Source organism: Helicobacter bizzozeronii (genome assembly GCF_900196775.1).
Taxonomy (GTDB): Bacteria; Campylobacterota; Campylobacteria; order Campylobacterales; family Helicobacteraceae; genus Helicobacter; species Helicobacter bizzozeronii.
This window is the reverse complement of record NZ_FZLB01000059.1, coordinates 1-21,617: the sequence shown is the minus strand read 5'-3', so window position 1 is coordinate 21,617 and position 21,617 is coordinate 1. Positions and strand designations below refer to the sequence as shown.

Genomic DNA, 21,617 nt, shown 5'->3' with positions numbered 1-21,617 from the left:
GGGTAAGACTATATTTTTTTAGCTAAGAGAAGGCTTAACCCCCAAAGACTCGCGTAAAAATCTTAGCGGTGTTGGCTAAATAGTAGGGCAGATCAAAGCAGGCTTTAATGGCATTTGGATCGACATGTTTTAAGCGCGTATCCTCTAAAAGATAGTGCAAAAATAAATCAGGCTCTTTGCTTTGGCCTTGTTGCAAATGCACCCAAACCTTTTGGGCATTCTCTTGCACAATGGCATAACTCTCCTGTTTGCTAAAGCCCAGTTTAGGCAACTCTAGGGATACGCGTTGGGAAAAGACCAATCCACCGGTTAAATGCAAGTTTTTCAGCATGTTCTCTGGATAAACCACCAAATTTTTTAATAGCGTGGTCAATCTGTCCAACATAAAATCAGTGGTGGTGAAAATATCAGGGAAAACAAAGCGTTCCACTGAGCTATGGCTAATGTCGCGTTCATGCCAAAGGGCGATATTTTCCATCATCGGCACAGCATACCCCCGAATCACACGGCATAACCCCGTGATATTTTCGCTCAAAACCGGGTTGCGTTTGTGGGGCATAGCCGAGCTCCCCTTTTGCCCCTTGCTAAAATATTCCTCCGCCTCATAAACTTCGGTGCGTTGGTAGTGGCGGATATTCAGCGCAATTTTTTCACAACTGCTAGCCAGTAGGGCTAGGGCATTGATCATGCGGGCATGGCGATCGCGCCCAATGACTTGGTTGGTGATGGGGGCGACTTTTAGCCCCAAAATTTGGCAAGTGATCTCCTCAAGCTCCATAGGCACATGGGCTAAGTTCCCCATCGCCCCGCTCACCATGCCAACGCTGATCTCCTCTAGGGCAAGGTGCAGGGCATCTAAATGCCGCAAGATTTCCTCATACCACAACGCCCACACCAGCCCAAAGCTCATCGGCTCGCCATGAATCCCATGGCTTCTGCCCACCATCAAGGTATCTTTAAACTCAAAGGCACGGGCTTTGAGCACGGCTAAAAGTTCTTGTGTGTCCGCAATGATGATCTGCAAACTCTCTTGGAGCAAGAGGGCTAAAGCGGTGTCAATGCAATCACTGGAGGTGATCCCATAGTGGAAAAAACGCCCCTCGGGCCCCAAATTCTCACACACCGCATTAACAAAGGCGATCACATCGTGTTTGGTGGTCTGCTCGATGGCATCGATGCGCTCCAAGCTAAAATGGGCTTTTTGAATCTTGGCACAATCTGCTTCACTCACAAACCCCAAGTTGTGCCAGCTCTGCACGACCGCCTTTTCTACCCGTAAATACGCCTCAAATTTATTCTGCACGCTCCAAATCTGCGCCATTGGCGCGCGCGCATAACGATCGAGCATTAAACTTTGGCTTCTTCGCGGCGTTGCAAATATTCCCAGCGGGCATCGACATCTTTTTGCAAGGCTTCAATGATATGTTCGTTTTCTTTCTTAAACAAGTGGGCAAAGCGTTTTTGCACGCCCAAATAATCGCGCACGGGCAGGACATTGCGGGGGCGGTAGGTGATCTTTAACTCCTTGCCATCAAAAATCTCAAAGAGGGGGAAGATCAAACAATCCACCGCTAAGTCGGTCATCTCAATCGCCAAACTAGAATGGTATTTCCACTCAGTCGGGCATGGGCTGAGAGCATTGATAAAACAAGGTCCCTCAGTGTCTAGGGCTGTTTTGATTTTTTTGTGCATGTCCTTCCATTTGTTAGGGGCAAGCTGGGCGGTGTAGGGGATGCCATGGGCTGCCATGATCAAGGGCAGGTCTTTTTTGCGCTCCTTTTTGCCAAAGCTAACTTTACCGGCGGGCGTGGTGCTCGTGCTCGCCCCCATAGGCGTGCTCCCGCTTCTTTGCCCGCCCGTGTTGGCGTAGTTTTCATTATCTAGGCAAATATAGGTCATGTCATGCCCGCGTTCCATGCACCCGCTGATGAATTGGAATCCAATGTCATAGCTCGCACCATCGCCCCCAAAGGCGACAAATTTGGGGCGTTGCCCCTTGTATTTGCCCTTGTTGGCTAGCGCCTTATACATGCTCTCCACCCCGCTAATGGCTGTCGAGCCATTTTCAAAGCCCACATGAATCCAAGGCACATCCCAAGAAGTGTGGGGATAGACCGCCGAACACACTTCCAAACAGCCCGTAGAATTGCCCAAAACAATGGGCCCCTCAATGGCATTTAGCACTTCTCTAACAATGATTCCATGCCCACAGCCCGGGCAAAGCAGGTGCGAACCTTCAAATTTCTCAGCCGATTGGCTAAAACTCTTGAGTGTTTTGACTTCTCTAACCATGTTTTACTCCTTAAAAGAAAGACAATTTAGGACCATTGAGTCCGATGAATTGTTGGGTGGGGTGGGTCAGCGTGCCTTTTTGTGCATCTTGAACCAATTCTTCAAAAATGCCATCTAAATCCGCTTGGGTTAAGTCGCGCCCGCCCAGCCCGTAGATATAGTTACTCAGCACGGGGTGCTTACACCCCTTTGCCTGATACAAGCTGGCAGCCAATTCGTTAAACATCGCCCCCATTGCACCAGAGGGGGAGCTTTTATCCATGATGGCTAAGGCTTTGGTGTTTTTAAGCACCTCGCTAATCTGTTCAAAGGGGAAAGGTCTGAGTAAATGCGTGGTCACCACGCCTGCTTTAATGCCCTTTTGTCTGGCTTTCTTAGCAGCTACAATGGCAGATTCATAGGTCGTGCCCAACGCAAAGATGACCACTTCGGCATCTTCAGCCATGAAAGATTCCACAATATGGTAACGCCGCCCCGTAATCTTGGCAAAATCGCTAAACACACTCTCTAAAATGGCTTTAGAGTGCATGATGGCATGGTGGAGTTTGGCTTTATGCTCAAAATGCCATTCTTCCTCCGCCTGCGCACCATAGCTCACCGGGCGATCAAAATCAAGCATGGGATGCACGCCCACATAATCCCCCACAAATTCATAAGCCACTTCATCGCTTAGGGGGCGGACATTTTGCACGGTGTGGGAGGATAAAAACCCGTCTTGATGCACCATGACCGGCACGCGCACTTCTGTATGCTCGGCAAGCTTAAAAGCCATCAAAGTAAAGTCATAGACCTCTTGGGGGTTGCAAGTGCATAGATTGATCCACCCGCTATCACGCCCCAAATACATATCGGAGTGATCGCAATGGATATTCAAGGGCGAAGCCAGCGCGCGGTTAGCCACATTCAACACGATGGGCAAGCGCATTCCTGAGGCTTGGTAGAGCACTTCAATCATCAGGGCAAAACCTTGCGAGCTAGTGGCTGTGCTCACCCGCCCTCCAGCAGCAGCAGCACCCACACATGCACTCATGGCAGCATGCTCAGATTCGACGAGCACAAACTCGCCATCGATGTAGCCATTGTCCTTAAATGAGCCGTAATTTTGGATAATGGGCGTGGAGGGGGTGATGGGGTAGGCCGCCACAACATCGACCTGTGCCTGCCTTAGAGCGTGTGCGCTAGCGGTGCAACCATCCCATGCTTCTACTTCATTCATCGCATAATTAGAAGCCATTGTAACCCCCCTCAGTGCGGTAGCTTTTCTTTTTGATTCCCTCTTGTTTTTGGGGCCACTTGGTGAGTGCCTCCTCTACGGGTTCTAAATTGTCAAACATCAACAAAGACTTGGGGTTAGTGGGACACACATCCACACACACCCCGCAACCTTTGCAATGCTCATAGTCAATCCCGCTCATCTTGCCCTCACGGGACAAAATAGACGCATCGGGGCAATAGACCCAACAATTAAAGCAGTTGATACAAACTTGTTCGTTATGCACGGGTTTTTCCACACGCCAATGCGAGACACTGGCAGTAAAAGAACTTTCAGGCGTGTAAGCACGCTCGTTATTGTGCTTGTTTAGCTCCTCTTGCCCTTGCTTTTCAAAGGGAAAAAGCACCGCTCCAATCTCAAAATCTTGCCAACTTTTCATGTAAATCCTTTATTTGACTTGTTCGTAAGCTTGATCGATGGCTAGCATGTTGGCATCAATCAAAGCTTGGGGCATTTTCTTGCCCAACACCTCTTTAAAAGTGCTTTTGAAAAACTCCAACTCCAACATGCCAGAGACTTTCATCAAAGCCCCTAACATCGGCGTGTTGGGGATGGGGCGTTTGATGGTGTCCATGGCGATTTTAATGCAATTGAGCGTGTAGAGTTTTTTATCTGCCAAATTAGGCTTTTTTTCCAACAACTCTTCACGGCTTAGATGGGTGGTGATGATATAGGTGGTGTCCTCTTTTTCATTTTCGGTGATGTCGGCGATGAAAGTCAAACCCGGGTCAATCACCAGCACATAATCCGGATTCATAAACTTTTCATGGTTTAAAATGGGCTCGGAGTCGATGCGGTTATAAGCCGTCATCGCCGCCCCCCTTTTAGCCGAACCATAGACTGCAAAGCCTTGCACCTCTTTACCTGTCGTGGCAACCACATCAGCCAAACCCTTAGCACCCGTAACCGCGCCCTGCCCAGCTCTGGCATGCCATCTAATTTGCAACATTGCTTCTCCTTTGATTAATCATTTTTAGTTGTGTTTTGGGATTATACAGGATTCTAGGTAAAATATGGTTATCTTATTGCAGACTGGAATTTTGTCGTTTCAAAAAGTGCACTTTTTGAAGAACCCAACAGAACTTTTAATCACTAGGGGGACGAGAAGAAGTGAAAACCCACCTGGGGAGCACAATCTTTGAGTCCCAAAAGACCATGGGCGGATATTTGCCCCACGATCAACCTTGACAGAGAGTTACTTTTTACTAGCCGTGCTAGACTCTTCGTATTCATAAATGAAAGGCACGCCCTTAACCAGTTTGGTGTCTAAAACTTGTTTGGTTACCTTTTCGACTTCTTGGAGTTTATCATCAGGCACATCGGAGGGTGAAACTTTATAGGCAGTAGCATAGACCTTATTGAGCAAACTAATCTTGTCCTCTGTGCTGTGTTTATTTTTGATTTTGCTCAAAATATGAGCCGCCTTGAGATTAGATTCCTTGCCCAAGAATCCAACAAGCACCATATGGACATTGGCATTTTTAAGCCTCTCATGGACACCGCCCAATTCATTACGGCAATGCGGGCAAGAGGGGTCAGAAATGATGTAGAGGTCTTTTTTAACACCCTTAACACTGGATTTGAGTGTGATCACATAATCCTTAGGGATTGCTTGGAATAATTTGTTGAGTGCTACGCTATGTTGTTGCTTAAAATTATGGACTTGGGAATCATGGTAGATGCTATCCACAAAGCCCACATCGTCTTTGCTTTCACTGAAAAACATATTGGTCAAGCCCACTGCCAAAGAACCACTCCGATTCACCAAAAAAGGGATGCGGTATTTGGTATCCGGATCTTGGACCACCACTACTTGGAACTCCTTATTGGATTTTAAGGGGAAAGTTTCTAGCACCTCCACTCTCTTATTGATCTGCTTGTTGATGAGTTGGGCTACACTTGTAGCCAGCTTGTTATCCACACCCGCCTTTGCCCCCACCAAGCCCGCACACACCGCTAACGCACACAAAACTTTTTGCATATATCCTCTTTTCAAAATTTTCTACACATTCTAACACCAAAAGGCTAACATGCATATTAAAATCTCTACGCTATAATGTGGGCATGTTAGATTGGTTGGCTTATTTGAGCGATCAGAGGGTGGAAGGGTTTTTGTTGCTATTTTTGCGCCTAAGCAGTGTGGTGGCTTTTTTCCCCTTTTTTGATAATAATTTGATCCCGCTCTCCATCCGGGGGGCTTTGGGCTTTTTTTTGACCTTGGTTTTTTACCCCAATTTGCCCCAAACACCCCTACACTTCAGCCCGGAGACCTTTTTGATTGCTTGTATCTCTGAAGTGTTGTTGGGGCTATGCGCCTCTTTTTTCTTGCATGTGGTCTTCAATGCGATCGCTTTTGCCACCGATACCATTAGCTTTTCAATGGGCTTGACGATGGCTAGTGCTTACGATCCGCTCTCAGGGGCGCAAAAGGCAGTGGTCGGGCAGGTGGTCTTGCTTTTAGCCATTTTGATTATGCTGCAAACCTCCATGCACCATTATATTATTTTATGGGTGCAACACAGCCTAGAACAAGTGCCCTTGGGGGGTTTTGTGTTGAGTAACCACATGGTGCAAGCGAGTGCAAAAGCCCTAGCCCATCTCTTTATCGTGGGCTTTAGTATGGCGTTCCCGATCTTGGCGATGGTGATGTTGAGCGATGTGATCTTTGGGATGATCATGAAAACCCACCCCCAATTTAACCTTTTGGCTGTGGGTTTCCCCCTGAAAATCGGCATCGCCTTTATTGGGCTGATCTTGATTTTGGCATCCATCATCGACCGCTTCAAAAGCGAGATGTTGCACGCCTTCCAAGCGATCAAGAGCCTTTTTTAGACATATAAATTTTGGATATTGTAGAGTCCAGGTTGTTGGGATACTAGCCATTTGGCTGCTTGCAGAGCACCCTTGGCGAAGATATTGCGATCGGTGGCAATGTGGGTAAGTTCCAAATACTCCCCATCTAAGTAAAAGCCCACAATGTGTTTGCCCACCACATCGCCCCCACGCAAACTCACAAACCCGATTTCATCTGTTTGGCGTTGATTCTCCCGTTTGGTTTGAAAGACTTGATCAGAGATCAAATCCCGAGCTTGTGCGCAGGTTTGCCCCAAAATCAATGCGCTCCCACTGGGCGCGTCTTTTTTGTAGCGGTGGTGCATTTCGGTAATCTCAATGTCGGCTTCTTGTAAGTCCCTAGCCACTGATCCCACAATCTTATTTAAAACCGCCATGCCAATGGACATGTTGGGCGTGTGCAAAACAGGAACCACTTGGCTTAGTTGCCTAATGGCCTGCCAAGTTTGCTCCTCAAGCCCGGTTGTCCCCGAAACTAAGGGTTTGGGCGTTTGGAGCAAAAACTCAATGAGTTTGCAAGAGGCCTTGGGTAAAGAAAAATCAATCACCAAATCGCAATGGGCTAAAAACTGCTCTAGGTCATTGGTAACAAAAGCATCTTCGGGGAGTGCTTGGGCTAAATGCATGCTTAGGTTTTGGCGCACAAACACACTTGTTAGACAAAGGTCGCTGTGTTTTTGGATTTCACGCACCAGCAAGCCCCCCACCTTGCCGCTCGCCCCAAATACGCCGATGTTTAACATCAGTGGTGCGAGTCCAAATAGGCAATACAAGAGAGTGCCGCAGTAGCACCATCTCCAGCCGCACACACCACCTGTTTAGGTGCGTTCGTGCGGATATCCCCAGCAGCAAAAAAGCCCGGTAAGTTGGTTTTCATGTTCAAATCCACCAATACAGAGCCATAAGAATCGCATGCACACAACATGCCCCCATCCTCTTGCTTTAAAACCTCGTTATTGACATCATAGCCCACAAAGACAAAGATAACGGGTACGGCCAATTCTTGGATCGCCCCGGTTTGGGTGTTTTTCAACACCAGCGCATTCACCCCACCAGCATCGCCCTTAATCTCCTCCACCACAGCGGGCGTGATGAATTCGATTTTGGGGTTATTTCTAGCGTGTTCTATGGTAACAGGGGCTGCCCTAAAGCCATCCCGTCGGTGGATGAGATAGACCTTGCTACACATTTTGGTTAAAAAAAGTGCCTCTTCTAGGGCTGTATCCCCACCACCCAAAACCGCCACTTCTTTATTTTTGTAAAAAAAACCATCACAAGTCGCACAGGTGCTAACTCCCTTACCAAAAAACTCATTTTCCCCCTTGATACCCGCCCTTTTGGGTCGCCCACCGGTGGCTAAGATCACGCTTCTAGCCGGTGTCACCTTGCCATCATCAGTGTGAATCAAGTAATGTTTGTCTTGGGTGCTGATCTTGCTCACCGCAACCATTTCTTGTTTGAGACCAAAGCGGAAACACTGTTCTTGCCAAGGTTGCATAAAATCAATGCCACTGAGCACCTCTTTAACACCCGGATAATTTTCAATCTCGCTACTGGTGGTGATCTGACCTCCGGGCATGCCCTTTTCAAACAAGATCACATCTTTAACACCGCCCCTAGTGGCGTATAAACCCGCACTCAGACCCGCTGGACCTCCGCCCACAATCGCTAAATCAATCATGAGGGATTAGAGCAACTTATCGATGTTGTCTTTGAGGGCTTGTTTGGATTGTGCGCCCACGGTTTGATTCACCACCTGACCATCTTTCATGTAAAGCACGGTGGGGATGCTTCTAATGCCATATTTGGCAGACAATTCGTCTTGTTCGTCTGTATTGACTTTGCAAATCTTTGCCTTGCCTTCGTATTCGTTTGCCAGCTCATCAATGATGGGGGAGAGCATTTTGCAAGGACCACACCAAGGTGCCCAAAAATCCACAACAACCGCTCCGCTACCCGTAACGCTTTCAAAATTCTCATGAGTTAATTCAATGTAATGTGCCATTTTTTATCTCCTAAATTTTTTATTTGGACTTGAATTTTATTCAAGCTTCCCTTTATATCCGCTAAAACCCAATGTTTTCTAGCCACTCTAGGGTGTGTCTGCCTAAAACCCCTTTGATGATAAGCGCATCGATACAAAAATCATAAGGCATGGGATTTTCTTGCAAGAACACTTGGATACTTTGGTGGATTTTGCCCAGTTTAGCAGGCGTGATCGCATAGAGTGGCTCGGCGCGCGTGCGGCTCTTGACCTCCACAAAATGCAACACCTCCTCTTTAAGCGCGATGATGTCAATTTCACCATATTGGCAACAAAAATTACGCGCCAAGATGGCACACCCTTGTGCGCTCAAAAAAGCACAGGCGATCTCTTCGGCTAAAAACCCCTTAGCATAGCTCATGGATACAAGCGCATGGCATAGATGTCTTGCAACTCTGGGATTTGTTGGCATAGCAAAAGGGCTTGTTGGATATGGGCTTGGGTGGTAATCTCTGTGATCACAATGCAGGTTTTATCCTCTTGGAAGTAGGCGCAAATTTTAATGTGGCATTTTTCCAGCACAGGGGAGATTAAACAGAGCGGATCGCTATGGGGGCTTAACTCCATGCGCAGATAATAAGCGCTTTGGATTTCTTGGGGCGTTTGGCAGGTGTGGGGCGTGGGGGCAATGGGGTAAAAAGGCTTGTTGGCAATGCCCATTAAATCGCTCACCACCGCGCTAGCTGTCGCTAATCCACCCGCCCCTGCTCCATAATAAAAGCTCTCGCCCAAACAATCCCCCAGCACACAAACACCATTCATCACCCCCTCCACACGGGCTAAAAGGTGGTTTTGATCCAACAAGACCGGGCACACGCTCAAAGCGATTTTATCCCCTTGTTTGTGGGCTAGGGCTAGGTGCTTGATGGTGCGTTCCAATCTCTTAGCATAGTGCATGTCGATGGGCTTAATGCGCTCAATGCCCTCTATAAAGACCGCATCTAAGCTAGGTTGGATATGAAAAGCCAAAAAACTTAAGATCAACAGCTTGTGCGCGCTGTCCAGCCCGCTGATGTCTAGGTGGGCGTTGGCCTCAGCATACCCTAAGGCTTGGGCTTGTTGCAAGGCACTGGCAAAATCTTGCCCTTGCTCCATTTGGCTTAAAATAAAATTAGTCGTGCCATTTAAAATCCCCTGAATGCCCAGCACTTCATTAGCCCCCAAGCCCTCTTGGAGCGCGTTGAGAATGGGGAGCCCCCCGCACACACTGGCTTCAAAACCCATCGCCCCCAGATTTTGCAAGCTGTAGTAATGTTGGGCGAGCATGGCTTTATTAGCCGTTACAAACCCCTTTTTTTGCTTTAACGCCCTTTGCGCCACTTGGAAGGCTTGTTCCACCCCCCCCATCAACTCCACCACCACATCAATACTAGGATCGTCTAAAATATCCTCAAGGCGATCGCTTAAGGGGAAATCCACCGCCCTTTTTTTGCTTAAATCCTGCACCACGCCCCTTGTGATAACCAATTCGTGCCCGCATCTCTTGGCAATGAGCGCGCGGTTTTTCTTTAAAATCTCCACCACGCCCATACCCACACAGCCCAGCCCAATAATGCCGATATTCAAAACTCTCATTGACCTACCACCACTTTATACTACCGACTATTCTAACACAATTAACTCTTGGCTTCCTCTTTACTAGCCGTTTGGGAGGGACGCTTATGGGTGAAAAAATCTGCCAAAGCGTCTAAATACTTCAGCATAAAGGGCGTAACCAGCATAGAAAACACGATCATCAAAACCAAGAATTGCTGGATGTCTGTAGAAACCACTTGGATAATGCCCTTTTCGCGTAAAAAAACCAATAAGCCTTCATGCTTTTGCAAGGTCAAAAGGTGGTGCTTGCTGGCACTCAAAAACACCACTAACGCAAATTCCCCGATCTGGGCGAGTGAGAGGGCGGCTCTGATAGCACTTTTGGCATCTCTAAAGATACGCAAGACCCAATAGAGCAACCCCACTTTTAAAGACATGGTCAAGCCTAGCAACAGCACCACCGCAAAGAAGTTGGCGATCAAAAAATCAAGGCGGATTTGCATCCCCACAGTAACAAAAAAAAGCCCTAAGAAAATATTTTTCAAGGGCGCAAAATCCTCTTGCACACGGATTCGATAACGCGACTTGGAGATTGCCATGCCCGCCACAAAAGCCCCTAGCGACATGGAAAAGCCAAAAAAATGGCTCAAACTTGCTGCCCCAAAGACGATTAATAAGATCGTCCCCATGAAGAGCTCGGCCAAACGGCTTTCAGCTGCCAAGTTTAAAATCTTGGTGGCGACCTGTCTGCCGGGCAATAAGAGGAGCAGTAAAATAATGGTGGCTGATATGGCGGTTTTGATCAAGAGATTAGCAAAATTGGCGTTCTCATCGCCCATGAGCATTAAAATCAACAACATCGGGATGGCGGCGATGTCTTGGAAGATCAAAATCCCCACGACAATTTTACCCGTGGTGGTGTTAAGCTGTTTGCTCTCCTCAAAGAACTTTAACACAATGGCGGTTGAAGAGAGGGAAAACCCCATGCTCACCACCAAAGAAAAACCCCAAGAAGACCCCATCACAAAGTAGCCAAAGAACAGCAAAAGCAAGGAGGTTGCGATCACTTGTAGCCCGCCAAATAAGAGCACCTCTTGTTTCATGCTCTTGAGTCGATCAAAGTTAAATTCAATGCCAATCATGAACATCAAAAACACAATACCAAAGTCAGCGATCTCAGATAGGGACTCAAAATCCTCAATGTGGAATAAAAGGGCGATCACCAATCCGGTTAGAATATAGCCGATAATAACGGGCATCTCGATTTTTTTGAGGAGCAAGCCACTCACCACACTCAAACCCAACCCCACCACAACCACATACAAAGCATGTGTTTCCATGAAAAGCCCTTAATTTTATTCGATCCCTTGATGGCACTTGTCAAAAATACCGATCTTGCAAAGCAATAATTAAAAGTGCCTATTATATAATAAGTTGAATAAACAATAAGGGGTTTAGTGGCGTGGAAAAGACGATTGCGCTGGCGAGTATCTATGAGTTGCGGGGGCTTAAAGAACAGGCATTGGAGATTTATAAAAGCGTGTTAGCCCACAACCCCCAGCATAAAGAAGCCTTGCAGGGGACCAAACGCCTCGAATCGCTTGTGCCCCATCAAAAAACCAGCACACCACAAACACAGACCCCCAATTTAGAAAAAAAATCCACGCTGACCCAGTATGCTCCCTTGCAACATTTTCAGGTGCAAAACATGCAAGCGCTCTTTGTCCAAGCGACCAGCCAAGCTGAGTTACAAGCCATTGAGGAGTGGTTAGAACGATGGAATTAAAAAACATTATCTCCCAAACTCTCAATGAGATCGATCGGGTGCAAAAAGTCCCCAAACCCAGTGCCCCCACCCCGCCCAAAGCCCCCAAAGAGCCCAGCTCCAAACAGACTATCTCGCCCATTTCTCAAGAGGAGAGGGAGTTTTTAAAGGATTTGGAGCAAAAAACCCTCGTTTTGTTTGAAGGGCTCAAATCCCCCCAAACTAAGAATTTGCCCGCTAAATTGGATTTGGTGGTTAATTACTTGCAATACCAGCTCTACATGGTGCAAGAGAGGCTGAAAAACTACCAAGAGTGAATTTATTAGATTTGTGTTAAGATTAATGGCAAGTTAATAAAGAGGTATTGATGATTAAAGTATTGATGATTGAAGATGATGTGGAGTTGGCCGAGATTTTAAGCGAATTTTTAAGCCAGCATGGCATTGAGGTGATGAATTACGATGAGCCCTACACGGGAATCAGTGCAGCCACTACGCAACATTACGATTTGTTGTTGTTGGATTTGACCTTGCCTAATTTAGACGGGTTGGAGGTCTGCAAGAAAATTTCCAAGCAAAAGGATATTCCTATCATCATCTCTTCGGCTAGGAATGACATTAATGACAAGGTCGAAGCCCTAGAGTGTGGCGCAGATGATTATATCCCCAAGCCCTACGACCCCAAAGAGCTTTTAGCGCGGATTCAATCGCTTTTAAGGCGTTATAATAAAAAGCCCCTAGCAGAGGGGGTCGCCCAGCCTAAAAACAATCTTTTTAGAATTGACAAAGATTCGCGTGAGGTCTATATGAAAAATAAAAAGTTGGAGCTCACGCGTGCGGAATATGAGATTTTAACCTTGCTCATCAGCAAAAAGGGGTATGTTTTCTCTAGGGAGTCGATTGCCATTGAATCGGAGTCGATTAACCCCGAGAGTTCCAATAAAAGCATTGATGTGATCATTGGGCGTTTGCGATCCAAGATTGAAAAAGACCCCAAAAAACCCAAACACATCATTTCTGTGCGAGGAGTGGGCTATAAGCTAGAGTTCTAGGTTAATATGTCCTTTTCTATCTTTAGCAAGATTGTTTTTTTGTTTGTGATCTCTTTAGTGAGCTTTGCCGCCTTTTCTTACTACTTCATCCGCTCCCAAATTGACCATGAGAATTTCCAAACCCAAATCCGCCACCAGCAATTCATCACCACCATTAACCAAGTCTTAGCCGATCGCAGTAACCGCTACTCTGCCGAGGTGTATTTGCATGAATTGGGTTTTCAAGAGGTCAATCAAAACGAATTAAACGAGGTTTTAGCCCAGCACAAAGACAAGGTAGAGCATAGCGAAAACCCCCTAGCCAAAATCATCAAGGTGGGTAATAAGATTTTTATCTCGCTCAAAAATCAGGGCGATACCGTGCTTTACAAGGAGATTCACAAAACTTCTTACCGCAACTACTACTTTGCCATCTCCGTGGGGGCTTTTTTGATCATTGTCATTTTCATGTTCATGTTGCAGGGCTTTATCCCCATCAATGAGTTACGCAAAAAGGTGCATCTATTTTCCAATGGGGAGATGGACATTGAATGCAAGATCGATCAAAAAGATGAGATTGGCGATCTAGCTCTAGCCTTTGATAATGCCATTAAAAAGATCAAGGGCATGAACGAATCGCGTATCTTATTCTTGCGTGCGATCATGCACGAGCTTAGAACCCCCATCACTAAGGGCATGATTGTGGCTGAAATGGTGGATAATGCCTTGCAAAAAGAGAGACTCCTAGCCACCTTTAAACGGCTCAACTCCTTAATCGAGCAATTTGCCCGCATCGAACAACTCTCCTCTAAGAATTACAAAGTAACCAAAGAGATTTTTTACATGGATAAGCTCTTAGACCATGTCAAAAGCATGCTTTTATTGGAGCGGGGCAATACCTGTATCCGATCTGAGGGTCCCAATGGGGCTTTTGAAACTGATTTCCAGCTCTTTGCTTTGGCGGTTAAAAATCTCTTGGATAACGCACTCAAATACAGCGTTGATAAACGGGCGCATATTGAGGTCGCCGGTGCAGATGTGATCATCTCTAATCGCGCCCCAGCCCTCAAAGAAGACCTCATGCACTACTTCAAACCCTACTTCCACCATGAAAACCCCAACGATGGGCATGGCTTTGGGCTGGGCATGTATATCATTAAAAATGCCCTAGATACCCTAGAATTGCACTTGAGCTACGCCCACAAAGAGGGGATCAATTTTTTCACCATCCATAGCTGTATCTTGCAAAAATTCACCCCGCTTTTCTCCAAGCATGGTTAGTTGGCATTAAAATTGTGTTGGGGGGTGCTGTGCTATTTGCCCTCCATGAATCAAGCCATGTTAGAATAAAGACCTACATTTCGATCGGAGGTTTTCATGGCAAGTAAGTTAGAAATGAGCACTTTACAAATGGATATTTTAGACTATCTGTCTAAAAATAAATTTGTGGTGCCAGAATATCAAAGAGATTATGCATGGGAGTTAAAAGAGTGTTCGCAGTTGTGGGAGGACATCACCGCATTTTTTGAGGGGGGGGGGGGGTGAGAGCCTTGATCAAAACCCCTACTTCTTGGGCTCAGTTGTCATTTACCCCATTAAGGATCAAAAGCACATCGTGGATGGGCAACAGCGCACCACGACTTTAATGCTGTTACTCAAAGCCATGCACGCCAAGCTCACCCGCGAGAACAATGGCAAAATGCAACGCTTGTTAGACAATCTTGCCTCTTGTTTGTGGGAGATTGATGGTGTTACAGGTGAGCCCAACCCCAAAAAGCCCCACTTAGTCAGCCACGCCATCAGTGGAGATAAGCACCAAATCTTGCAAAACATCTTAGAAAAGGGGCTAGAGCAAGATGAGGAGCAAGATAGCTCAAACTATGAAAAAAACTACCGCTACTTTTGTGCCCGCTTAGATGAGTTTGCTACAGAGCACCCCACGACTTTCCACAATCTGTGTCTGTGTGTGTTGCACTCTTGTATTGTGCTCTCTGTGGAGTGTGGGGGCTCAGCCAGTGAAGATGAGCGCTTAGAATACGCCTTGCGGGTCTTTAACACGCTCAATACTAGGGGACTCCCTTTAAATGACACAGACATTTTTAAAAGCGTGATTTTTTCTAGCAGGAGTGGGCAAGAGAGGGAAGCGTTCATTACGCAGTGGCAGGATTTAGAGCAAGAGTGCGACATTGATTATCTCTTTAGGCTTTGTATGCATGTCTTGCGTGCCCGCAAGGGGGAGAAAAGCCGTGAAATTGGCTTACGCCCTTTCTTTTTGAACAAGCACCGCAACCTACTCAAAGATGGCTCGATTATGCAAGAAATTGCAAAAATGCGGGAGTATTGGTATGGCAAAGGAAAGCCACGCAATTACAGCCTTAAATCAGACCAGCTTTATGATGTCCTTTGCGCTTTAGAGAGTGGATACTGGCAATTCTTGGATGGAGCTTACTATGTGTATTGTCTAGAGAATGGCAAGGATTATTTTAAAGGGCTTGAGGAAGTTTTAATGCGGACATGCGCACACTTTTTGGTTTATACCATCAGTCGGCACTCCGGGCAGATTAAAAACTTGGTTTATAACGCCTACACTTCGCTGTATAAAACGGGGAGCATAGACTTTGGGGCAGAGAGTCAAGAGATTTTAAAAAGCGTGGTTTCTACCCAGAGGAGCGAATACACTTTCCGCACTTTCTTTGAGGCGGTGCAGACCAAAAGACTTACTAAAACCCTTGTGGCTCTCAACATGTATTTAAAATACCCCGAGCAACCCACGGGGGTTTGTGAAAAACCCGAGATCGAGCACATTTTCCCCAAAAAGTGGCAGACAAATTATGTCCATCTTAGCCAAAAAGAGGCAAATGCTTTAGTGGAGTCCATTGGCAATAAAATCCTTTTAGAAAAACCGCTCAATATCAAGGCGAGCAATGGCTACTTTGATGCCAAAAAGGCTAAATACGCCAAGTCCAAGTTTTTAGAGGCGCAAGATTTAGCCAAATTCCCCAAAAGCGATTGGCTGCTAGAGGACATCAAAGCGCGCACAGAGGAGATTTACCAGCGTTTGTATGCGTTTTTCAAAGAGTATGCGGTGTAAGGAGGCATGAGATGATCGAGCGGGTGGGGTTAGAGTTTGCAGAGCGTCAAAGGCTTGAGGGTAACTTTGCAGAGTTTGCCAAGAGTTCTTATAAAGGATGCTACACACATGCAAAAGACATTACCAAAGATTTAAATCAATGTTTGGAAAAGATCGGGTGGGTGTGTGCGCTTTACAAAACGCCTTTTAAGCTTTTAGGTCCTAAAGACGTGCAAAGCGTGGAGAGCATGCTCATTTTTGCCCCCCAGTCTATCTTGCAAGAGGATTTGGTCAATACAGCCAAGTTAGAGAGGGCGCATGGGATTTATGTGTGTTTGGCAATTTTAGATGATGACAACGGACATATTTGGTTGATCACTTGTGGGGCGCAAAATCTCAAAGAAGCCCAAAACACCCCCGCCTTTACCAAACTCTTTAAAAACAGCAGGGGCACATGCCATGCCCAATACCACTTTGATACTTACCGCTATGCCCTTGATTTTTTAAGACTGGTGGCGTTGTTTGATGATTTGCCCGTGCAGGACTTTAAAGTGGGGGGTGAGGGTTCTAGGCAAGCCTTCCCTAGAAAGGTAGATGTTTATTTTTTAAGAGCCCTCCGAGCAGACAACCATGGATATTTTCAAAAAGCCATCAGATACTATGAAAAGAGTGCGGAGTTGGGCGATGTGGAGGGTTTTTATCAAATCGGTGAGATCTACCACCATTATAGACCAACAGGGATTACAGAGTGCCCTAACTTTGCCAAAGCTCTAGAATATTTTAAAAAAGCGGGAGAAATGGGGGATTTTAGGGCTTATGAAATGTTAGGGCGTTTTTACGCTAGGGGTAATGGGGTGGCTGTGGATATCCAACAAAGCTTAGAATACCTGAATTTAGCGGCGGATATGGGTTCTGAAATCGCTTGTTTTAATTTGGCAGACATATATCTTTATGATGAGGGGGTTAAAGACCCTGAAAAAGCCCAAGAATATTACAATAAAGCCATCAAAATGGGCAAGAGCAAGCTAGAGAGGGCGCGCATTTGCCACAGAGTGGCTAAGAGATACTTAAAGCATAGCCAGGGGGCGGGCTTAGACAAGGAAGACAAAAAGGCGGTGTTTTATTATCAAAAAGCAGCCATATTGGCTACAGAGGTCTTTGGTGCAGAGGCGTATAGCTGGATGGCGTATTGGGGCAGAAACTACTATAGCGATGCACAAACTCTAGAGTGGTGTCTTGAAGCCATTGAGCTAGGCAACACGAAGCTTTATACCCGTGTGGGGCGGAGTTATTACGAGGGCAGGGGGTGCGTGCAAAACTACCAAAAAGCCCTAGAATACTTTAACAAGGCAATCGCAATCAAAGAGGACTACGAAGCCTATTTTGCGTTGGCTGAGATGTATTTTAATGGCGAGGGGGCGCCACAAGACTATTCTAAGGCACTTGCCTATTACACAAAGGCACTTGGAGGAAGGTATGAAAAACAAGAGGTTTCCCGCCGATTAAGCCAAATCTATGAAAAGGGCTTGGGTGTAGAACCCGATTTAAAAAAGGCGTTTGAATACTTGAAAAAGGCTTGTGGAATGGGAGAGTGGGAGGATTAAATATGCCATTTTACCACTCGCGCCGTAANNTATGGGAGAGTATGTCAAAAGGTGTGGTATGCGCCATTATTTGCGAATCATTATTTTATTAGCCCTCTCTAGCTTTTGCTTGGGGGTGGCTGAGTTTATTGTCTCGGGGATTTTGACACAGCTTAGCGTGTATTATGGGGTGTCTGATAGCCAAGTGGGTAATCTAGCCACGCTTTATGCTTTAGGGGTGGTGGTGGGCGCGCCCATTGTGAGCGTGCTCATTTCCTCTTTTAATTACAGAAACCAGCTCATTTTCACCCTTGGGCTTTTTTCTCTCTCCAATGCGATCATGTTTATGAGTTCTAGCCTCTGGGTTGCGTTGGTGGCGCGCTTTATTGGGGGGTTGATGCATGGGCTCTTTTTTGTGATCGCTACCATCATTAGCATTAAGGTTGCGCCCAAGTCCAAAACCACGATGGCATTAAGCCTGATGGTCAGCGGGCTAACCATTGCGTTAGTTACGGGCGTGCCTATAGGTATTTTGGTCTCTAAGCATTATGGGCTCTTAGCCCCCTTTTTGCTGATTGCCTGTGTGAGCTGTTTAGTCGCCCTTTGCGCCCTATTCATCATGCCCAAACTTAGTAGTAAGCAAGCAAACTTTAAGAATCTATGGGTGGCTTTTGGTTTTGCGCCCGTGTGGCAGGGTTTTTTGGTAACCGCCTTTTCTTGTGGCTCGATGTTTGTGGTCTATATTTATTTGCGTGTGCTCTTAGAACAACACGGCTTTAGCCCAGTGAGTATTGCCAATGCGTATTTATTCTTTGGCATTGCTGCCATAGTGGGGAATCTTTTTGGGGGCAAACTAGCCGATCTAAGGGGCTCTTTTGCCTCTCTGGGCTTTTTGCTCACCATGCAAATTTTAGCCTTGAGCGCGATGAGTTTTAGTTATTACTTGCCCAAGTGGGTTTTAATCGCCAATGTCATGGGCTTTGGCTTTTTTGGCTTTGCCTGCATCGCTCCGCTTAAAATGTTGTGCAACCATCTAGCCCGTGTTTTCACCCCAAATACCCAAAATGACACCATCGCGCTTAATGAAGCCTCTTTTAATGTGGGGATCACCTTTGCCTCTTTGGCTGGTGGGCTGGTGGCGCATTTTAATGTCAATTTTAACGGGCTGTGTGCGGCTCTCTTTGCTTTAAGTGCCTTGAGTATCTTAAATTTTGGCATTAAAAAGGCAAGTTTTCAAGTAAAGTAGTTTATACTTGAGCTAAAAACTTAGGATCACCATGTTACAAGCCACCCAAGTTAGCATGCGCTACGCCACTAAAAAGCTCTTTGAAAATGTCAATCTCAAATTGGACGCACACAAACGCTACGGACTCATCGGAGCCAATGGGGCGGGCAAGAGCACCTTTTTAAAGATTTTAGCTGGGGAAATTGAGCCCAGTAGTGGAGAAATTAGTATAGTTTCAGGGCTAAGATTGGGGGTTTTAGGTCAAGATCAGTACGCCTTTGAAGAGTTTAGCCTCAAAGACGCGGTTTTAATGGGCAATAAGATTCTCTATGACGCGCTCAAGGAAAAAGAAAAGCTCTACACAGAAGCGGATTTGAGCGATGATAAAATCAATGCTCGTTTGGCTGATCTAGAGATGATCTGCGTGCAAGAAGACCCGCTTTATGAATGCGAGGTGGTGGTAGAGAAAATCTTAGAGGATTTGGGAATCCCAGCTAGTCGCCACAATGACTTAATGCAAAGCCTGCCAAGCAGTGATAAATTTAAAATTCTGCTCGCCCAAGTGCTTTTCCCTAAGCCTGATATTTTGCTACTAGATGAACCCACTAACAACCTAGATTTAAACGCGATCGCTTGGCTAGAGGAGAACTTGAAACGCCACGAGGGCACGATGGTCATCATCAGCCACGATCGCCACTTTTTAAACGCCGTATGCACGCATATTTTAGATTTGGATTTTAACACCCTGCGGGAATTTAGCGGAAACTATGATGATTGGTACATCGCCTCTACGCTCATCGCCAAGCAAAAGGAAGCCGAGCGCAATAAAAAACTCAAGGAAAAAGAGGAGTTAGAACGCTTTATTGCGCGCTTTTCGGCTAATGCGAGCAAGGCGCGCCAAGCCACTAGCCGTCAAAAGCAATTAGAAAAACTGGATATTCAAAGCATTGAGGTTTCTAGCAGGCGTGATCCGAGCATTCTCTTTAAACCCCACCGCACCATTGGGAACGAAGCCCTAGAGTGTAGCCAGATTTCTAAGTCTTATGGGGATTTGGTGGTGCTTAAGAATGTCAGTCTTAAGATCGCCCCAAAGGATAAGATTGCCCTCATTGGACCTAATGGGGTAGGCAAGAGCACACTGTGTAAAATCTTGGTAGAGGAGTTAGTTCCGGATAGCGGGAGTGTGAAATGGGGTGCGACCACGCAAAGGGGCTATTTCCCCCAAGATGTGAGCGAGAGCATTCAAGGGGAGGAGAGTCTGTATCAATGGCTTTTTAACTTCAACAAGAAGATTGAGAGTGGCGAGGTGCGTAATGCCTTAGGGCGCATGCTCTTTAGCGGGGCGGAGCAAGAAAAGAGCGTGAGCGCGCTGAGTGGGGGCGAGAAACACCGCATGGTTTTATCTAAGATCATGCTAGAGCGGGGCAATTTCTTGGTGCTAGATGAGCCTACCAATCACCTAGACCTAGAGGCGATCATCGCGCTGGGCGAGGCGTTGTATAAATTTGAAGGCGCAGTGATTTGTGTTAGCCACGATCGCGAACTCATTGGGGCGTATGCCAATCGCATCATTGAGCTACTACCCACCAACAAGGGGGCTAAGATTGTGGATTTTAAAGGCAGTTATGAGGAGTATTTGGCGAGCAAAACTGCTTGACAACTGGTTAATTCTTAATTAACATTACATCCTTGATCTTTGTCGATAAATATGGTAAAACTCGCCCCTATGAGCATAACAACTTTTACTCTAATTTTTCTTTTCGTCTTCTTTTGCATGAACCTCTTTAGCTATCTGAGGCTAAGGAAGTCTACCTATCCCTTTTTGCGCTTTCTGCCTATTTGTCTGTATGGTTTAAACATTCTCTATCGGGTCGTGCAGATGAAAGTTTTTGTCCATTTGGAGGCGTTACATACCCTCTTGTATGCCCTAGGTGGGATGAGTATGGCTGCAAGTTTTATTCTCTTCTGTCTACTATTATTGCATTCCATCGCGCTTAAAACACTTCCTCAAAGCACAGATACGCACAGACGCCAAAGCCTTAAAAAACTTTTGGATATAGGTCTACTAGGGATTTTCTTTACCTCTATGGCAAAGGGCTTTTACAATTCAACCAATCTTGTGATCACAAGGCGGAGTGTCAAACTAAAAAATTTAAAAGAAGCGTGCCACCTTGTGATGATCAGCGATGTGCACATAGGTGCGTATCTTAAAAAAGATTACTTACAAAAAATCGTCGATCGTATCAATGCACTCCACCCAGATATAGTCGTTATTGTAGGGGACTTAGCGGATTTAAAGGCCAAGTTGGTGCAAAAGGATTTAACCCCGCTTAAAAGTATCCAATCTAAATATGGTGTGTATTGCGTGCTGGGCAACCATGAATATTACCACGGGGTGGATGCGCTTGTTGAAGTGTTTAAAAAGAATCATTTGCGCGTGCTGCAAAATGAGAGTGTCCAAGTTGCAGGGCTTAATCTAATGGGGGTAAATGACCTGATAGGGTATCGCTTTAAGCGTTTTGAACCCGATTTTAAGACTATCTTTACCCAAGCCAACCCCAATCTGCCCAGTGTTTTACTCTCCCACCAACCCAAATCCTTAACACATTTGGAGCAAAAACCCGACCTGATCTTGTGCGGACACACCCATGCCGGGCAGATATTCCCCTTTACTCTCTTGGTGTGGTTGGATCAAAAATACATCTATGGGCATTATCATTTACAAGATTGCCAAATGATTGTGAGTAGCGGTTGTGGCTTTTGGGGTCCCCCTGTGCGTATCTTCACCAAGAGCGAAATCGTATCCATCCATTTAGAGCCTGAAAATCCAGCCTAAGGGCTTGACATATAAGCCAAAAAGGATTAGCATTGCACCGCTTTTATTTTCACTTTATTCTAGTTTTTAAGGAGTTTTTTGGTATGGTAGCAGCACAGCACAGCACAGCA

The 21,617-nt window shown here is 46.1% G+C and carries 23 protein-coding genes; 11 read left to right on the top strand and 12 right to left on the bottom strand.

Annotated features, from left to right (window positions below; translation table 11 throughout):
* Positions 1-34: 34 nt before the first annotated feature.
* The 6 genes from purB to C5684_RS07055 all read right to left on the bottom strand — a co-directional run bounded on the left by purB (position 35) and on the right by C5684_RS07055 (position 5,546).
* Entirely contained in the window at positions 35-1,348 is a 1,314-nt protein-coding gene (purB, locus tag C5684_RS07080; protein ID WP_104639864.1) for an adenylosuccinate lyase, read from the bottom strand.
* Complete coding sequence (locus C5684_RS07075; RefSeq protein WP_104639863.1) at positions 1,348-2,292, bottom strand: thiamine pyrophosphate-dependent enzyme; 945 nt, start codon at positions 2,290-2,292, stop codon at positions 1,348-1,350. The genes purB and C5684_RS07075 overlap by 1 nt, the downstream gene beginning before the upstream one ends.
* A 10-nt stretch (positions 2,293-2,302) precedes the next feature.
* Positions 2,303-3,526, bottom strand: coding sequence for a 2-oxoacid:ferredoxin oxidoreductase subunit alpha (locus tag C5684_RS07070; protein WP_104639862.1), 1,224 nt, complete (start codon positions 3,524-3,526; stop codon positions 2,303-2,305).
* On the bottom strand, positions 3,516-3,944 hold the full coding sequence (locus C5684_RS07065) for a 4Fe-4S dicluster domain-containing protein (RefSeq protein WP_013891005.1): 429 nt from the start codon (positions 3,942-3,944) through the stop codon (positions 3,516-3,518). The genes C5684_RS07070 and C5684_RS07065 overlap by 11 nt, the downstream gene beginning before the upstream one ends.
* A gap of 9 nt (positions 3,945-3,953) precedes the next feature.
* The gene (locus C5684_RS07060) at positions 3,954-4,514 is read right to left on the bottom strand and encodes a pyruvate flavodoxin oxidoreductase subunit gamma (RefSeq protein ID WP_104639861.1); all 561 of its coding nucleotides are present in this window, start codon (positions 4,512-4,514) and stop codon (positions 3,954-3,956) included.
* Between the two features lie 246 nt (positions 4,515-4,760).
* Positions 4,761-5,546, bottom strand: coding sequence for a DsbA family protein (locus tag C5684_RS07055; RefSeq protein ID WP_104638756.1), 786 nt, complete (start codon positions 5,544-5,546; stop codon positions 4,761-4,763).
* Between the two features lie 83 nt (positions 5,547-5,629).
* Between C5684_RS07055 and fliR the strand changes: the two genes are divergently transcribed.
* Positions 5,630-6,397 carry a flagellar biosynthetic protein FliR gene (fliR, locus tag C5684_RS07050; protein ID WP_104638759.1) on the top strand — a complete coding sequence of 256 codons (768 nt, stop codon included), beginning with the start codon at positions 5,630-5,632 and terminating at the stop codon, positions 6,395-6,397.
* Here the strand turns inward: fliR and dapB are convergent.
* From dapB to C5684_RS07020, 6 genes are all read right to left on the bottom strand, one after another.
* Positions 6,394-7,161 (bottom strand): 4-hydroxy-tetrahydrodipicolinate reductase, encoded by a 768-nt coding sequence (gene dapB, locus C5684_RS07045; protein ID WP_104639860.1) that lies wholly within the window; start codon positions 7,159-7,161, stop codon positions 6,394-6,396. The genes fliR and dapB overlap by 4 nt on opposite strands.
* Positions 7,161-8,099, bottom strand: a complete 939-nt coding sequence (gene trxB, locus C5684_RS07040) for a thioredoxin-disulfide reductase (RefSeq protein ID WP_104639859.1) — start codon at positions 8,097-8,099, stop codon at positions 7,161-7,163. Before trxB ends, dapB begins: the two co-directional genes overlap by 1 nt.
* A 6-nt stretch (positions 8,100-8,105) precedes the next feature.
* Entirely contained in the window at positions 8,106-8,423 is a 318-nt protein-coding gene (gene trxA / locus C5684_RS07035) for a thioredoxin (protein ID WP_006018196.1), read from the bottom strand.
* 61 nt (positions 8,424-8,484) lie between these two features.
* Complete coding sequence (locus tag C5684_RS07030; RefSeq protein WP_104639858.1) at positions 8,485-8,823, bottom strand: YraN family protein; 339 nt, start codon at positions 8,821-8,823, stop codon at positions 8,485-8,487.
* Complete coding sequence (locus tag C5684_RS07025; RefSeq protein WP_104639857.1) at positions 8,820-10,037, bottom strand: homoserine dehydrogenase; 1,218 nt, start codon at positions 10,035-10,037, stop codon at positions 8,820-8,822. Before C5684_RS07025 ends, C5684_RS07030 begins: the two co-directional genes overlap by 4 nt.
* Positions 10,038-10,078: 41 nt before the next feature.
* Complete coding sequence (locus C5684_RS07020; RefSeq protein WP_013891013.1) at positions 10,079-11,338, bottom strand: cation:proton antiporter domain-containing protein; 1,260 nt, start codon at positions 11,336-11,338, stop codon at positions 10,079-10,081.
* A gap of 122 nt (positions 11,339-11,460) precedes the next feature.
* Here C5684_RS07020 and C5684_RS07015 point away from each other — a divergent pair, with 122 nt between their 5' ends.
* The 10 genes from C5684_RS07015 to C5684_RS06970 all read left to right on the top strand — a co-directional run bounded on the left by C5684_RS07015 (position 11,461) and on the right by C5684_RS06970 (position 21,507).
* On the top strand, positions 11,461-11,784 hold the full coding sequence (locus C5684_RS07015) for a hypothetical protein (protein ID WP_104639856.1): 324 nt from the start codon (positions 11,461-11,463) through the stop codon (positions 11,782-11,784).
* Complete coding sequence (locus tag C5684_RS07010; RefSeq protein ID WP_104639855.1) at positions 11,775-12,080, top strand: CiaD-like domain-containing protein; 306 nt, start codon at positions 11,775-11,777, stop codon at positions 12,078-12,080. Before C5684_RS07015 ends, C5684_RS07010 begins: the two co-directional genes overlap by 10 nt.
* 50 nt (positions 12,081-12,130) lie before the next feature.
* The gene (gene arsR / locus C5684_RS07005; RefSeq protein ID WP_104639854.1) at positions 12,131-12,814 is read left to right on the top strand and encodes an acid response regulator transcription factor ArsR; all 684 of its coding nucleotides are present in this window, start codon (positions 12,131-12,133) and stop codon (positions 12,812-12,814) included.
* Positions 12,815-12,820: 6 nt separating this feature from the next.
* Positions 12,821-14,074, top strand: a complete 1,254-nt coding sequence (locus C5684_RS07000; RefSeq protein WP_104639853.1) for an ArsS family sensor histidine kinase — start codon at positions 12,821-12,823, stop codon at positions 14,072-14,074.
* A 96-nt stretch (positions 14,075-14,170) separates the two neighbouring features.
* Positions 14,171-14,338 carry a GmrSD restriction endonuclease domain-containing protein gene (locus C5684_RS09705; RefSeq protein ID WP_104629421.1) on the top strand — a complete coding sequence of 56 codons (168 nt, stop codon included), beginning with the start codon at positions 14,171-14,173 and terminating at the stop codon, positions 14,336-14,338.
* The gene (locus C5684_RS09700; RefSeq protein WP_267891347.1) at positions 14,319-15,884 is read left to right on the top strand and encodes a DUF262 domain-containing protein; all 1,566 of its coding nucleotides are present in this window, start codon (positions 14,319-14,321) and stop codon (positions 15,882-15,884) included. The genes C5684_RS09705 and C5684_RS09700 overlap by 20 nt, the downstream gene beginning before the upstream one ends.
* Before the next feature lie 11 nt (positions 15,885-15,895).
* On the top strand, positions 15,896-17,467 hold the full coding sequence (locus C5684_RS06985) for a tetratricopeptide repeat protein (protein WP_104639852.1): 1,572 nt from the start codon (positions 15,896-15,898) through the stop codon (positions 17,465-17,467).
* Positions 17,468-17,525: 58 nt separating this feature from the next.
* A complete protein-coding gene (locus C5684_RS06980) occupies positions 17,526-18,692 on the top strand; it encodes an MFS transporter (RefSeq protein ID WP_104639851.1) in 1,167 nt (388 codons plus the stop codon).
* A 31-nt stretch (positions 18,693-18,723) separates the two neighbouring features.
* Entirely contained in the window at positions 18,724-20,328 is a 1,605-nt protein-coding gene (locus C5684_RS06975) for an ABC-F family ATP-binding cassette domain-containing protein (RefSeq protein ID WP_104639850.1), read from the top strand.
* A 222-nt stretch (positions 20,329-20,550) separates the two neighbouring features.
* Entirely contained in the window at positions 20,551-21,507 is a 957-nt protein-coding gene (locus C5684_RS06970; protein WP_233708698.1) for a metallophosphoesterase, read from the top strand.
* The last annotated feature ends 110 nt before the right edge of the window (positions 21,508-21,617 follow it).

Bases quoted from the DNA above. Each gene is read 5' to 3' on its own strand.
- C5684_RS07060 (WP_104639861.1), bottom strand. From the start codon at position 4,514: ATGTTGCAAATTAGATGGCATGCCAGAGCTGGGCAGGGCGCGGTTACG.
- C5684_RS07000 (WP_104639853.1), top strand. From the start codon at position 12,821: ATGTCCTTTTCTATCTTTAGCAAGATTGTTTTTTTGTTTGTGATCTCT.
- C5684_RS06975 (WP_104639850.1), top strand. From the start codon at position 18,724: ATGTTACAAGCCACCCAAGTTAGCATGCGCTACGCCACTAAAAAGCTC.
- C5684_RS07010 (WP_104639855.1), top strand. From the start codon at position 11,775: ATGGAATTAAAAAACATTATCTCCCAAACTCTCAATGAGATCGATCGG.
- fliR (WP_104638759.1), top strand. From the start codon at position 5,630: ATGTTAGATTGGTTGGCTTATTTGAGCGATCAGAGGGTGGAAGGGTTT.
- trxA (WP_006018196.1), bottom strand. From the start codon at position 8,423: ATGGCACATTACATTGAATTAACTCATGAGAATTTTGAAAGCGTTACG.
- trxB (WP_104639859.1), bottom strand. From the start codon at position 8,099: ATGATTGATTTAGCGATTGTGGGCGGAGGTCCAGCGGGTCTGAGTGCG.
- purB (WP_104639864.1), bottom strand. From the start codon at position 1,348: ATGCTCGATCGTTATGCGCGCGCGCCAATGGCGCAGATTTGGAGCGTG.
- C5684_RS06970 (WP_233708698.1), top strand. From the start codon at position 20,551: ATGAAAGTTTTTGTCCATTTGGAGGCGTTACATACCCTCTTGTATGCC.
- C5684_RS07075 (WP_104639863.1), bottom strand. From the start codon at position 2,292: ATGGTTAGAGAAGTCAAAACACTCAAGAGTTTTAGCCAATCGGCTGAG.
- C5684_RS06980 (WP_104639851.1), top strand. From the start codon at position 17,526: ATGCGCCATTATTTGCGAATCATTATTTTATTAGCCCTCTCTAGCTTT.
- C5684_RS07020 (WP_013891013.1), bottom strand. From the start codon at position 11,338: ATGGAAACACATGCTTTGTATGTGGTTGTGGTGGGGTTGGGTTTGAGT.
- C5684_RS07065 (WP_013891005.1), bottom strand. From the start codon at position 3,944: ATGAAAAGTTGGCAAGATTTTGAGATTGGAGCGGTGCTTTTTCCCTTT.
- C5684_RS07025 (WP_104639857.1), bottom strand. From the start codon at position 10,037: ATGAGAGTTTTGAATATCGGCATTATTGGGCTGGGCTGTGTGGGTATG.
- arsR (WP_104639854.1), top strand. From the start codon at position 12,131: ATGATTAAAGTATTGATGATTGAAGATGATGTGGAGTTGGCCGAGATT.
- C5684_RS06985 (WP_104639852.1), top strand. From the start codon at position 15,896: ATGATCGAGCGGGTGGGGTTAGAGTTTGCAGAGCGTCAAAGGCTTGAG.
- C5684_RS07070 (WP_104639862.1), bottom strand. From the start codon at position 3,526: ATGGCTTCTAATTATGCGATGAATGAAGTAGAAGCATGGGATGGTTGC.
- C5684_RS07030 (WP_104639858.1), bottom strand. From the start codon at position 8,823: ATGAGCTATGCTAAGGGGTTTTTAGCCGAAGAGATCGCCTGTGCTTTT.
- C5684_RS09705 (WP_104629421.1), top strand. From the start codon at position 14,171: ATGGCAAGTAAGTTAGAAATGAGCACTTTACAAATGGATATTTTAGAC.
- dapB (WP_104639860.1), bottom strand. From the start codon at position 7,161: ATGTTAAACATCGGCGTATTTGGGGCGAGCGGCAAGGTGGGGGGCTTG.
- C5684_RS07055 (WP_104638756.1), bottom strand. From the start codon at position 5,546: ATGCAAAAAGTTTTGTGTGCGTTAGCGGTGTGTGCGGGCTTGGTGGGG.